Annotated in this window: 13 protein-coding genes; all 13 read left to right on the top strand. The window is 39.1% G+C overall.

The features are described 5' to 3' along the window. Positions 1-547 (top strand): DALR anticodon-binding domain-containing protein (locus CI949_RS10050; protein WP_290765904.1); only part of this gene is annotated, 547 nt, incomplete at its 5' end. A 138-nt stretch (positions 548-685) separates the two neighbouring features. Further along, positions 686-2,299, top strand: coding sequence for a CTP synthase (locus tag CI949_RS10045; RefSeq protein WP_290765901.1), 1,614 nt, complete (start codon positions 686-688; stop codon positions 2,297-2,299). Between the two features lie 19 nt (positions 2,300-2,318). After that, complete coding sequence (locus CI949_RS10040; protein WP_133530626.1) at positions 2,319-3,092, top strand: enoyl-CoA hydratase/isomerase family protein; 774 nt, start codon at positions 2,319-2,321, stop codon at positions 3,090-3,092. A 119-nt stretch (positions 3,093-3,211) separates the two neighbouring features. After that, the gene (locus CI949_RS10035; RefSeq protein WP_133530627.1) at positions 3,212-3,844 is read left to right on the top strand and encodes a hypothetical protein; all 633 of its coding nucleotides are present in this window, start codon (positions 3,212-3,214) and stop codon (positions 3,842-3,844) included. A 39-nt stretch (positions 3,845-3,883) separates the two neighbouring features. Further along, complete coding sequence (fba, locus tag CI949_RS10030) at positions 3,884-4,741, top strand: class II fructose-1,6-bisphosphate aldolase (RefSeq protein WP_133530628.1); 858 nt, start codon at positions 3,884-3,886, stop codon at positions 4,739-4,741. A 173-nt stretch (positions 4,742-4,914) separates the two neighbouring features. Then, on the top strand, positions 4,915-5,934 hold the full coding sequence (locus CI949_RS10025) for a sodium:calcium antiporter (protein WP_133530629.1): 1,020 nt from the start codon (positions 4,915-4,917) through the stop codon (positions 5,932-5,934). A 456-nt stretch (positions 5,935-6,390) separates the two neighbouring features. Further along, positions 6,391-7,650 carry a transcription termination factor Rho gene (gene rho, locus CI949_RS10020; protein WP_133530630.1) on the top strand — a complete coding sequence of 420 codons (1,260 nt, stop codon included), beginning with the start codon at positions 6,391-6,393 and terminating at the stop codon, positions 7,648-7,650. Positions 7,651-7,875: 225 nt separating this feature from the next. Then, positions 7,876-8,607: a nucleoside phosphorylase gene (locus CI949_RS10015; RefSeq protein WP_166637153.1), complete on the top strand. Its 732-nt coding sequence runs from the start codon at positions 7,876-7,878 to the stop codon at positions 8,605-8,607. Between the two features lie 18 nt (positions 8,608-8,625). After that, positions 8,626-9,627: a BMP family protein gene (locus tag CI949_RS10010; RefSeq protein WP_133530632.1), complete on the top strand. Its 1,002-nt coding sequence runs from the start codon at positions 8,626-8,628 to the stop codon at positions 9,625-9,627. A gap of 50 nt (positions 9,628-9,677) precedes the next feature. After that, positions 9,678-11,201 (top strand): ABC transporter ATP-binding protein, encoded by a 1,524-nt coding sequence (locus CI949_RS10005; protein ID WP_133530633.1) that lies wholly within the window; start codon positions 9,678-9,680, stop codon positions 11,199-11,201. After that, on the top strand, positions 11,202-12,248 hold the full coding sequence (locus CI949_RS10000) for an ABC transporter permease (protein WP_133530634.1): 1,047 nt from the start codon (positions 11,202-11,204) through the stop codon (positions 12,246-12,248). Then, the gene (locus CI949_RS09995) at positions 12,248-13,183 is read left to right on the top strand and encodes an ABC transporter permease (RefSeq protein WP_133530635.1); all 936 of its coding nucleotides are present in this window, start codon (positions 12,248-12,250) and stop codon (positions 13,181-13,183) included. Before CI949_RS10000 ends, CI949_RS09995 begins: the two co-directional genes overlap by 1 nt. Positions 13,184-13,327: 144 nt before the next feature. After that, positions 13,328-13,453 (top strand): 50S ribosomal protein L31 (rpmE, locus tag CI949_RS09990; protein WP_290765910.1); only part of this gene is annotated, 126 nt, incomplete at its 3' end.

Below are 13,453 nucleotides of genomic sequence, written 5' to 3'. Positions count from 1 at the left end.
GATGGTGACTCTGCTTCGTAATGGTAAGAAGGTGCCGATGTCCAAAAGAGCAGGCAGTTTTGTGACTATGAAAGAGGTAAATCAGGAAGTTGGTACAGACGCAGCCCGCTACTACTATGTGATGCGGAGCACTGACAGCCACCTTGACTTTGACCTGGAGCTGGCCAAAGAAGAATCCAGCAATAACCCGGTTTATTATGTGCAGTATGCCCATGCCAGAATTCACAGTATTTTAGATAATGCTGAGCTTAAAGCAGATGCGGAAAACTTAGACTTACTGACACATGAGGCAGAGCTTGAGCTGATGAAAATGCTGGCAAAATTACCGGAAGAGATAAAAATGATTGCTGAATCAAGACAGCCTCATCACCTGACAACTTATGCCTATGACCTTGCAACTGCTTTCCATTCATTCTATAATAACTGTCGGGTAAATACTGACAGTAAGGAACTGGCTCAGGCAAGACTTTATCTGGTAAATGCTGCCCGTCAGGTTCTCAAAAATGTTTTAACCCTGCTTGGAATTAGTGCACCGGAGCAGATGTAGCTATAAATCTGTCAGTTTAGGAAAATAACTAGTAGAGTTTTAAAATAAGGGAGATTTGCTAAAATATTTATGGTAAATCTTCTTCTTACATAAATACTTAAATTAAATTCAAGATTAAAAGTGGAGGAGATAGCAAAAATGACCAAGTATATTTTCGTAACCGGAGGAGTGGTTTCTGCTCTTGGTAAAGGGATAACTGCAGCTTCCCTGGGCCGCCTGCTTAAAAGCAGAGGTCTTAAAATCAGCATTCAGAAATTCGATCCTTATATTAATTATGATCCAGGTACAATGAGCCCCTATCAGCACGGTGAGGTTTTTGTGACTGATGATGGTGCCGAAACTGATCTGGATTTAGGCCATTATGAGCGTTTTATTGACACCAATTTAAGTCAGAGCAACAATGTAACCACCGGTAAAATTTACGGCTCGGTGATTCAAAAAGAACGCCGGGGAGATTATCTGGGAGCAACAGTCCAGGTAATTCCGCATATTACAGATGAGATTAAAGACCGGGTAACCAGAGTTGGGAGAGAAACCAATGCTGATGTGGTTCTGACAGAGATTGGAGGAACAGTTGGTGATATTGAGAGTCTGCCCTTTTTGGAAGCAATTAGACAGCTGAAAAATGATCTGGGCCGGGATAATATTCTCTATTTACACTGTACCCTGGTTCCTTATCTGAAGGCAGCCGGTGAGTTGAAAACCAAGCCCACCCAGCACAGTATTAAGGAAATGCGCAGTATCGGTATTCAGCCGGATATAGTTGTCTGCCGTTCTGAGCGAGAGCTGACTCAGGAAGTTAAGGATAAAATTTCTCTTTTTGGTAACGTGGAAAAAGAGGATGTTATTCAGCTTGTTGATGCAGAACATATTTATGAAGTTCCTCTGATGCTGGAAAAAGAGGGAATGGCTGAAAATGTAATCAACAAATTAAAATTAACTGATCGGGTTAAAAAAGCAGATCTTAAAAACTGGATTGACCTGGTTGATAAGATTAAAGATCGGGACCACAAAGTTAAAATTGGAATAGTTGGTAAATATGTCGAGCTGCCTGATGCCTACATAAGTATAGCAGAATCATTTACTCATGCAGGAATTGCCAACAACTGTAAAGTTGAGATAGAATATGTTTATGCTGAGGATTTAGAAACTCTGGCTGAGGCGGAAAAGGAACTTGCCGATCTCGATGGGATTTTAGTTCCAGGTGGTTTTGGAGACCGCGGCATCGAAGGTAAGCTGAAGGCAGTAGAATATGCCCGCAAAAACAAGGTTCCTTATTTTGGAATCTGTCTCGGAATGCAGTGTGCGGTAATTGAGTATGCCCGCAATGAGCTCAATCTGAAAGATGCAAACAGCAGTGAATTTGACGAAGAGGAAAAAGAGCCGGTAATTGCTCTAATGCCTGATCAGCACGATGTAGAAGATATGGGCGGCACCATGCGTTTAGGCCTCTATCCCTGTAAATTGGAAAAAGAGAGCATCAGTCGTAATGCCTATCAGGAAGAGGTTATTTATGAGCGCCACCGCCACCGCTATGAGTTCAACAATCACTACCGGGAAAAGATTGAAGAAGCGGGTATGATTTTAAGTGGATTGTCACCTGATGAAAGATTGGTCGAGATAGTTGAAATACCCGATCATCCCTGGTTTGTAGGGGTGCAGTTCCACCCGGAATTTAAATCACGTCCAAATAGACCACATCCTTTATTTGTCAGCTTTATTAAAGCAGCACTTGATTACAAAGAAGAGTAAGTAATGAGGGGGAAAAAACATGGCAGGGGATTTAGTCAAATGTGACTTTGATTCTCCGGTAGCAACTGTCAGTATTAACCGGCCGGAAGTTTTAAATGCTTATAATGAAGAACTTTTAGACCAGCTACAAAAGACGCTGGAAGAACTTTTTGCAGCTGAGGAAGCAGCAGCTGTAATTTTAACTTCAGAAGGCAGCAGAGCTTTTTCAGTCGGTGGAGATATTGATTATTTGGAAAACTTGAACTTTGAGCAGGCAAAGAAGCTTTCCCAAAAAGGACAGCAGCTCTGCAGTTTAATCGAGGAAGCTGACCCGGTTGTCATAGCAGCAATCGATGGTTATGCCCTTGGTGGTGGAATGGAGATCAGCTTGGCCTGTGATATTCGGCTTGCTTCAACCCGCTCCCGTTTTGGTCAGCCGGAAGTTAAACTTGGGATTATTCCTGCTTTTGGCGGAACCCAGAGGCTGCCGCGTCTGATCGGTGAGGCAGAGGCAAAAGAATTATTATATACAGGTGATATTATTGATGCAGCTTTAGCCTATGAGCTGGGTTTGATTAATAAAGTTGTTACTCCCCGCAGTCTGCTTTCTGAGGCCAGAGAACTAGCGTTGGAAATCACAGAGCGCTCAACTCAGGCTGTAAAAATGATCAAAAAAGCTGTAAATAAAAAATATTTGGAAGCTTCTAAAGCCGGTTATGAATATGAAAGTGAAGCATTTGCTGAATGTTTTAAAACTGAAGAACACAGAGTTCGAATTAAAGAAATTAAGCGAATTGTTAAAGAGGATAATTAGCAGTATTCTGAGCCTTAACCTAATTTTTGAGATTCAAAAAAGGATTTTCACAATCAATGAAGAATAATTAGGTTAAGGAGGTGAAGACCTGGCCTCAAGTTTACAGGCCGGGATATATAATGTTAATCAATCTTTCAACAACAATTGCTTTAAGCTGTCCTGCCTGTGGTCGTCTGGAAAAGGAAAAGGTAAATATCTTTGAGCTGCCGGTGGGAGAACTAAAGCAGTTAAGCTGCAGCTGTGGAGCGGAAAAGGCTGCCCTGCTGAGAAAAGAAAATTCTCAGGTGCAGATCAATTATTTCTGTCTGCACTGTGATAAGGCACATAAAGAGATATTTTCTGCCCAGGATTTCTGGCATTCAAATTATCTACAACCTCTTTCCTGCAGGGATACGGGTCTGAACCCTGGATTTTTTGGACCCCCAGTTCTGGTTAATGATGAAATAAAAAAGGAAAAGCAGGATCTGGAGTTGATGGCGGCAGAACTCGGTTTCGATGATTTCAAAAACCCTGAGATTATGCTGCAGGCGCTTGACATTATTCATGACATTGCTGCTGAGGGAGCTCTAAGCTGTGAATGCGGCAGTGATGATATAAATATAGAACTATTTTCTGATAAAATTCAACTAATTTGTAACAACTGCGGCTCGCGTTTAAATATAGAAGCTGTTGATAAAGAAGATTTAAAAAATCTTCGACAGCTAAACAGCGTGCAGCTGCATTCTATTCAGGGAAAACCAAATAATTTTTAAAAGACCCTGGATTAATATTTAATAAGGAGGATATTAATTATGAACTTAGTACCAATGGCAGATATTTTACAGGACGCACACAAGAGAACTTACGCAGTAGGTGGATTTAACATCAACAACATGGAATTCCTGCAGGGAATTATGATGGGAGCAGAAGAATTAAACTCTCCTGTTATCCTGCAGGCTAGTGAGGGTGCAATTCGCTATATCGGTATGGATTATGTAATTCAGATGGTAGAAGCTGCAACAAAGAATACTGATATCCCTGTTGCTTTACATCTTGACCACGGTAGTGACTTTGAAAGTATTATGAAGTGTATCAGAGCAGGATTTTCTTCTGTAATGATTGATGCTTCTAAAAAACCTTTTCAAGATAATATTGCTCTGACCAAAAAAGTAGTAGAAGCTGCCCATAATGTTGGTGTCAGTGTAGAAGCAGAATTAGGAACAATTGGTGGTACAGAAGATGACCACACAGTTGAAGAAAAGGATGCAATGTACACTAATCCAGATCAGGCTAAAGAATTTATCGAGGCTACAGGAGTAGATGCTCTTGCAATAGCAATCGGTACTGCTCACGGTGTCTACGAAGGTGAGCCAGAATTAGATTTTGAAAGACTTAAAACTATCAAAGGCTTAATTGATATGCCTGTTGTATTACATGGAGCTTCTGGTATTTCTGCTGCAGATTTAGAAAAAGCAGTCAGCCTTGGTGTTAACAAAGTTAATGTTAATACTGATTTCCAGCAGTCATTTACTGCTAAAATTAAAGAAGTATTTGCTGAAAAGCCAGAATTATATGATCCACGTAAGTACTGTGGACCTGGTAGAGAAGCAATTGCTGAAAAAGTTAAAGAAAAGATTAAGATTTTAGGTAGTGATGGTCAGGCCTGGTAATTTTAGTTAAATAAATATATTAAGGGGAGTTTCCCTTTTTGGGATTTCTCCTCTTTTTTTATTAAGTTTTATTAAGCACCGGGTACTTGTAAAATGTTTCCATATAATTATCCAGAGTTAAATGATTAGAAACATTTTATCAGTATCCGTTTTTAAAAGTGAGGGGGATTTAATTGACACAGCTCTGGTTAGAATTTATTTTAATGGCATTATTTATTATTATTTCAGGTACTTATCTATCTCGTTTTGGTGATATCATTGCTGATAAAAGCGGCCTGGGTCAGGCTTTTATTGGCGGTATTTTAATTGCAATGGCAACTTCACTGCCGGAACTGGTGACCAGCATTAGTTCGGCTATTGTAGGGGCACCAGATATTGCAGTTGGTAATGCTTTCGGCAGCAACACTTTTAATCTTGCTATCTTAGCCTTTGCTGATCTGCTTCAGGGTAAAGGACCATTACTACTCCGCGTTAACTACAGCCACATTTTATCCGGTCTTGTTGGCATCTTACTTTCAGCATTGGTGGTCTTCAGTCTTATCTTATCTAATTTTATGGATTTTAGTTTAAGTATTTTTGGAGTGGGAGTAGACAGCATATTATTGTTAGTTACCTACATTATTACTGTGAGAATGATCTATCGTTATGATAAAAAGAATCCACTTGACCCGGATGATCCCGTTAAAGAAGAGGATCCCAATCCTAATTATACTTTAAAAAAAGCAATACTTGGATTTGCAGCCTGTGCGGTTGTTATTGTCTTTAGTGGTTATAATTTAAGTATTACGGCTGATCAAATATCAGCTATGACTGGAATTGATCAGAGTTTTATGGGGTCTATTATGGTGGCAGCAGCAACCTCACTGCCGGAACTTGTTGCAACAATTTCAGCGATCAGGATTGGCGCCTATAATATGGCGGTTGGAAATGTATTTGGCAGCAACATCTTCAACATGACAGTTATTTTCTTTGCCGATGTCTTTTATCAACAGGGAGTAATTTTAGAAGATGTTCGAATAGTTCATATCTTAACTGCTACTATTGGAATTTTGATGGCTACGATTATTTTGATCGGCTTATTTTATCGCTCACGCCGTTCATTTATGTGGATGGGCTGGGATGCGATTGCAGCTGCAGTTGTTTATTTTGCAGGAGTTTATCTGCTCTTTCAGTTAGGACTGAATGTAATTTAATTTCAAATTTTTGTTATTGACTTAAATATTTTGACTCTGAACTCTTGTCTCATTCCAAATTAAATTACAAGAAAAAGTAGAATTCTTATTAGAGTTAAAACTGACTTCCTTCCTGATCGGCACCTCCTGTGCCGCAGTCAGCTCAGAACCTCGTGTTCTTCGGTCAGCTTTAATTCTGCTAATCATTAACTTTTTCTAGGTAATTTACTAAGTCAGCTCGACAAGAGTTCAGAGTCAAAAATATAAATATCATTCAAAATTTGAAATTAAATTACTCCCCGGATATAGAAAGAGCAGCTAAAGCTCCTGGCTGAGTGATTAGCCATTAAATTGGGGAGCAAGATTTTCTTCTTTTTTAAAAGATTATTGCTTTTATGGGATTTACATAAATATTTATTCATTCGATTAAAATAATTTCAAATAAAACAGGGTAAAATAAAGAAAGGTGGACTTGATGTGCTTAACATCAGTGAACTTGAGAGAAAAACTATTACAGAATTACATGAGATAGCAAAGGAGATGGGTGTCAGCGGTTATTCGCAGATGCGGAAAAAGGATCTAATCTTTGCTATTTTAAAAAAAGGAACAGAAAAAGGGGGTAATATCTTTGCTGAAGGTGTACTAGAGATTATTCAGACTGAAGGTTATGGTTTTTTGAGGCCTTCTAAATACATTCCTTCCAGTGATGATATTTATATTTCTGCTTCTCAGATCAGGCGCTTTGATTTAAGAACTGGTGATGTTGTTTCCGGTCAGGTGAGAGAGCCCAAGGACAGTGAAAAATATTTCGCTATCTTAAGAATTGAGGCTGTAAACTATCAGGATCCAGAAAAAGCAAGAGAGCGCTCACACTTTGAAGATTTAACTCCCCTTTATCCTGAGGAAAGATATAAGCTGGAGTATCATAAAAATGAAATTTCTTCGCGGATAATTGATCTGATTTCTCCGATTGGAAAAGGTCAGCGTGGACTTCTGGTTTCTCCTCCTAAGGCTGGAAAGACGGTGCTTTTAAAAAAGGTAGCCAACAGTATTCGCCACAACTATCCGGAAAGCAAGATGATGATTTTGCTGATTGATGAGCGTCCGGAAGAAGTAACAGATATGAGGCGCTCGGTTGATGCTGAAGTAATTGCTTCAACCTTTGATGAGCCGCCCGAAGAACATATACAGGTTGCAGAGCTGGTCTTAGAAAAAGCAAAGAGACTGGTTGAACATAAAAATGATGTAGTAATCCTTTTAGATAGTATTACCAGACTGGCCCGGGCTTCCAATGTGACTATTTCTCCGAGCGGCAGAACACTCTCTGGAGGACTTGATCCAACAGCCATGCATTTTCCCAAAAGATTTTTTGGGGCAGCCAGGAATATTGAAGAAGGAGGCAGCTTGACAATTATTGCAACTTCTTTAGTCGATACAGGCAGTCGGATGGATGATGTGATTTACGAGGAATTTAAGGGTACAGGTAATATGGAGCTGCACTTAAGCCGCCGCCTGGCAGAGAGAAGAATCTTTCCTGCTATTGATATTAATCGCTCCGGAACCAGAAAAGAAGAGATGCTCCTTGGCGAAAAAGAACTGGAGATTATCTGGAAACTTCGTCAGCAGACTCAGGATATGTCAGATTATGAATTGATGAAGACTTTCCACAAACAGCTAAAAAATACTAAGGATAATGAGGAACTGCTTGAAATGCTTGATAAGGTCTTTAAGAACTAGATTGGCTGAAAGCTTTTTTAATTAAATTAATATATTAGCAAAAAACCAGCTGCTTATTAAGTCAGCTGGTTTTTATAGTTAATCTAAGCATTTTACAGCTATTATCATCGAAAAAGTTATCTGCTAAAAAGCTTTTTTGAAAACAATAAAGGATTATTTCAATTTATCGTGAATTTTACTATTAATAAAGACTTTGTTTAAGTAATTGATCTGGAGTTGATGATTTTGGATAAAAAAGAATTTCTGCCGATTTTAAAGACAAATAGTAAGAATATTAGAAAAAAAGTTCTGGTCTGCGGAGATCCGGGCAGAGCTGATAAGATTGCTGAATTTTTGACTGAAGCAGAAGTAATAAGTTATAACAGGGAATATAAACTTATTAACGGTCAGTATAATCAGCAGCCAGTTAGTATTTTATCTCACGGAGTTGGCGGCCCGGGAGCTGGAGTAGCTTTTAAAGAATTAATTAAAGGGGGGGCAGAAGAAATAATAAGAGTTGGAACTGCTGGCTCGCTTTCAAAAAAGATTAAAGATGGAGACCTGGTGATTGCAGCAGCAGCTGTCCGAAATGATGGCCTAACAGAACAGCTGGTGGATAAATCTTATCCTGCGGTTGCTGACTGGGAATTAGTTGCCAGACTAAATCGGAGGGCTGAAGCTCTGGAGATTGCAATAAGTACAGGTATTGTTTCAACAATTGCTGCTTTCTATCCTGAACTTGAACCATTGAGTAATAATTATTTCAGTCAGGCAGGGGTAATAGCTGTGGAAATGGAGGCCAGTGCTTTATTTGTGCTTGCCTCATTAAATAATGTTAAAGCAGCTGCAGTGCTGGCAGTTGATGGAATAGCCGTTGATTTTGATGCTGAGAGCTATAATCCACATCGAGAAAAAGTTTCAAACGCAGTGGAAAGAGAAATATTTCTGGCACTTGAAGCTCTGACGGGAGAAGACTAAAATTAGGAGGTAAAATTTATGAGAAATAAAATAATTTTAACTGCGGTGTTTTTGCTTTTGTTTACAGTGCTTTTATCCTCTGCAGTGCTGGCTGAAGGAAGAGTGGCCATAGTTTTTGCAACTGGTGGTCTGGGGGATCAATCATTTAATGATGCAGCTTTTGAAGGGGTTAAAGCTGCCAGAGAAAAATATGGTGTTAAGTTTGATGCAGCTGAGCCTGCTTCTATTTCTGAATATGAAACATATTTAACCCAGTTTTCAGCCTTAAATAGGTATGATTTGATAATCTCTATTGGTTTTGACCAGGCAGATGCTTTAAGCAATGTTTCGCAGAGATTTCCTGATCAGAGTTATGCTATTGTAGATACAGTAGTAGATCAGCCTAATGTTGCTTCTTATGTTTATGCAGAAAAAGAAAGAGGATTTTTAATGGGAGCAGCAGCCGCTTTAATGACCACAAGAACAGATAATGAAATGATAAATTCAGAAAAAGTAATTGGTGTTATTGGGGGCATGAAGATACCGCTGATTGATCAAAATATTGCCGGCTATATGGCGGGGGCAGAATATATTGCTCCTGAAGTTGAAGTGATTCACTCCTATGTTGGGGCCTGGGCAGATCCGGCTAAAGGAAAAGAACTTGCTACCTCAATGATCGAGCAGGGTGCGGATGTTATCTGGGGTGCTGCTGGACGATCTGGTCTGGGTGTGCTGACAGCAGCTGAAGAAAATAACATCTATGGAATTGGAGCAGATTCTGATCAGGGTGATGTTGCTCCAGGGCATATTTTAACTAATGGCATGAAATTTGTTAATAATACTGTAGAAAGAGCAATTATGCAGGTTATGGAAGGACAATTTGAGCCTGGAGTTCATGTGCTGGGAGTTAAGGAAGAAGGGCTTGGTTATACCGAAAGTCTGCTGCCGGCTGATGTTATTGAAGAATTAGAAGAAATAGAAACTAAGATTGCAGCTGGAGAAATCGAAATTCCAGCCACTATTGAAGAAGCAAGAAATTAGTAAGCAGCTAATAGGGGCAGAAATGCCCCTATTTTCAATTAAAGCTGGAGGTGATTAAAATATTTGCTGTTGAAATGAAAAATATATCTAAGTCTTTTGGCAGTGTTAAAGCAAATGACAGTATAGACTTTTCAGTTAAAAAAGGAGAAATTCACTGTCTGCTTGGAGAAAATGGAGCTGGAAAATCTACTTTAGTAAAAATTCTATTTGGTCTCTATAATAAAGATCAGGGTCAGATTAAAATTAATGGTAGAGAGGTGGCGATTAAAAGTCCAGCTGCTGCGATCAAAGAAAAAATGGGAATGATCCACCAGCATTTTATGTTAGTCGACAGATTTTCGATCACAGAAAATATTATTGCCGGTCAGGAACCAACAAAGGTTATCAGCCTCGATAAGAAAAAAGCTGAAGCTGAGGTCAAAGAAATATCCCGTAATTTTGGTTTTGAATTAAACCCGGAGGCTCTAATTGAAAATATATCAGTTGGAGAACAGCAGCGGGTGGAAATTTTAAAGGCTTTATACCGTGAGGCTGAAATTTTAATTTTAGATGAACCGACTGCAGTTTTAACTCCACAGGAGACTGAAGAATTATTTAAGATTATGCAGAGTTTAAAAAAAGAAAATAAGACTATTATTTTTATAACCCATAAATTAAAAGAAACTATGGAAATAGCTGATCGAATAACGATTTTGAGAGATGGCAAAAAAATTGAAACTGTAGAAAAAAGTGATACATCTCCTCAAAAGCTGGCTAATATGATGGTGGGGAGAGATGTTTTATTAAATGTAGAAAAAGATAATAAAGAAACAGGAGCAGAGATTTTTCGCCTGGAAAACTTAAATTATAAAAATCCTATAAGTGGTCTGGAACTTAAAGATATAAGTATCACTTTTAAAAAAGGTGAAATTGTTGGGCTGGCAGGAGTAGAAGGTAATGGACAGCTGGAGCTGGAAGAAATTATTGCCGGCTTAAAAAATCCTGACAGGGGAGAGGTATATTTTAACTCTCAAAAAATAACTAAGCTCTCTACTCGAAAGAGAAGAAATATGGGGCTGGCTCATATTCCTTCAGACAGAAATAAGCGGGGTCTGGTCGGTAATTTCTCTCTTGCCAAAAATATTTTGCTGGGTTCAGAATGGAATGAGCAGTTCAAGAATAAATTTGCCATTGATTTTGACTATCTAAATAATTATACTGAAAAAATTGTGGAGCAGTATGATCTCCGATTTTCTAAGAAAAACTCGACAGCTGCAGAACTTTCTGGAGGTAATCAGCAGAAGTTAATTATTGGCAGAGAGTTGAGCCGGGGAGCAGAGTTTATTTTAGCTGCCCAGCCAACCAGAGGTGTTGATATTGGTGCAATTGAATTTATACACAGTCAGCTTTTAAAAATGCGAGCAGAATCTAAGGCACTATTTCTAATTTCAGCTGAGCTGGATGAGCTGATGAGCCTCAGTGATAGAATTTTAGTTATCTATGAAGGTGAGATTGTAGCCAGCGGTAGATCAGAAGAATTTAATCAGGAAAAATTGGGTCTTTTGATGGCCGGACACAGTGGGGAGGAAGAGTAGATGGATTTGAATAAAAATATAAAAGAAATGTTATATTCATTAGCAGCCATAATTTCTGCACTGATAGTTGGAGCTCTTTTAATTAAACTTTCCGGCCATAGTGTTCTGGAAGCATATTATTATTTATTTTTTGGAGCTTTTGGCAGCTCTTATAATTTTGCTCAGACACTGTTAAAAACTACTCCCCTAATTTTTACCGGACTAGCAGTAGCTGTTGGTTTTCAGAGCGGACTTTTCAATATTGGAGGAGAAGGTCAGCTCTACTGGGGTGCATTTGCTACAGCTTTAATTGCCATTACTTTTACAAATCTGCCGGCCCTGCTTTTAATTCCGCTGGCTTTAGCAGCTGGAGCAGCTGCAGGAGCTTTATGGGCTTTGATACCTGGAGTCTTGAAGGCTAAAACTGGTGCTCATGAGGTTATTACAACAATTATGTTTAATTATATTGGGATTTTAATGACTACCTTTTTATTAAAAAATTATTTTAAAGAAGAGGGCCCGGTTGACCAGAGTCGAAAGATTGCAGAGCAGGCTAAACTACCGGAGATAGTGGCCAATACTCGTTTAACCTGGGCACTGTTTATCGCTATTTTGGTTATTATCTTAATTTACTATTTATTAAATTATACCTCTTATGGTTATGACCTGCAGCTTGTTGGGCAAAATAAAAGTGCTGCCGAATACAGCGGGGTCAATTCTGATAAAGTGATTATTAATGCAATGCTTTTAAGTGGAGGTATAGCCGGTTTGACTGGAAGTACAATGGTTTTAGGTGTTTTACATAGGTTTATTACAAACTTTTCACCCGGTTATGGATTTACCGGGATAGCAGTTGCAGTATTAGGTAGAAATAAGCCGCTTGGAGTTTTAGCTGCTGCTTTTTTATTTGGAGTTTTAGAATCGGGTGGAATGTCAATGCAGCTTTTTGCCAAAATTCCAGCTGATTTAATGACAATTGTTCAGGGGCTGGTCATTTTATTTGTGGCAGCACCTTCAATTTTTAAAATATTTAAAAATAAGAGTCTGGCCTTTAGAGGTGATAACTAGTGGAAATTCTAAGAATTATCTTCAGCATTAATACATTTACAGCAGCGATTAGACTGGTGGTTCCAATTGCTTTAGCAGCAGTTGGTGGTGCTTTTTCTGAAAGAGCTGGAGTAATCAATATCGGTCTGGAAGGCATGATTTTGACCGGAGCATTTGCAGCAGCAGTTGGCTCTTTTTTTAGCGGCAGTGCTTATCTGGGACTGCTGGCTGCTCTAGGGGCTGGCTTGATTTTAGGCTTGATTTTTTCTTTTTTTACAATTGATTTAGAAGCAGATCATGTAGTGGCCGGGGTTGGAATAAATATTCTGGCACTGGGATTTACAACCTGGTTGATGCAGGTTATCTGGGGCCAGAAAGGAGCCTCTCCGAGTGTTAATGGGCTGTCGAAAATTAGAATTCCACTTCTTGCAGATATACCGGTCTTGGGTGAACTTCTTGGTAATCATTCTCCAATTGTTTATTTAATGTTTATCATTGTGCTTGCAGGCTGGTATTTAATGTTTAAAACACCACTCGGCTTAAGAATAAGGTTTACAGGTGAACATCCTGAGGCGGCAGATACTTTAGGGATCAATATTCGTTTTATTAAATATTTTTCTGTTACTTTAAGTGGAGTTCTGGCAGCTTTAGGTGGAGCCTATCTCTCTCTGGGGCATTTAAACTGGTTCAGCAGTAACATGTCTGCCGGCAGAGGCTATATGGCCCTGGCGGCAAATATTTTCGGCCAGTGGAATCCGCTGGGAGCTTTTGCGGCCAGCATGCTCTTTGCTTTTACAGATGCTGTTCAGCTCAGGCTCCAGGGTATAAATTTAAATGTTGCCTCGGAGTTTATTCAGATGCTGCCTTATGTACTGACAGTTATTGTCTTAGCTGGTGCTGTTATCAGATCAAGACCACCAGCAGCTCTGGGTAATCATTATAAGTCGAATAAGTAGTGAAATTCACCTGCTTTTCCCTTGCAACACTAAAAAGCCTGTGTTATAATAAATCTTAGCGTGAAGATTTGTGTCTTCAGCCCGATTTTGAGACATAAAATAATCGGTGTAACAATAATTATGTATGCAAGAGAGGTGATATAGATGCGTGAAGGAATCCACCCAGACGTTAAAGAAACCACAATAACCTGTGCCTGCGGCGAGGTTTATAAAACTAAGTCAACTAAAGAAGATATCAGGGTTGAAGTTTGTTCTAGCTGTCATCCATTC

Source organism: Halanaerobium sp., assembly GCF_003070835.1.
The sequence above is the reverse complement of the archived record's forward strand: the minus strand, read 5'-3'. Positions and strand labels throughout refer to the sequence as shown.

Bases quoted from the DNA above. Each gene is read 5' to 3' on its own strand.
- CI949_RS10045 (WP_290765901.1), top strand. From the start codon at position 686: ATGACCAAGTATATTTTCGTAACCGGAGGAGTGGTTTCTGCTCTTGGT.
- CI949_RS10040 (WP_133530626.1), top strand. From the start codon at position 2,319: ATGGCAGGGGATTTAGTCAAATGTGACTTTGATTCTCCGGTAGCAACT.
- CI949_RS10035 (WP_133530627.1), top strand. From the start codon at position 3,212: ATGTTAATCAATCTTTCAACAACAATTGCTTTAAGCTGTCCTGCCTGT.
- fba (WP_133530628.1), top strand. From the start codon at position 3,884: ATGAACTTAGTACCAATGGCAGATATTTTACAGGACGCACACAAGAGA.
- CI949_RS10010 (WP_133530632.1), top strand. From the start codon at position 8,626: ATGAGAAATAAAATAATTTTAACTGCGGTGTTTTTGCTTTTGTTTACA.
- CI949_RS10000 (WP_133530634.1), top strand. From the start codon at position 11,202: ATGGATTTGAATAAAAATATAAAAGAAATGTTATATTCATTAGCAGCC.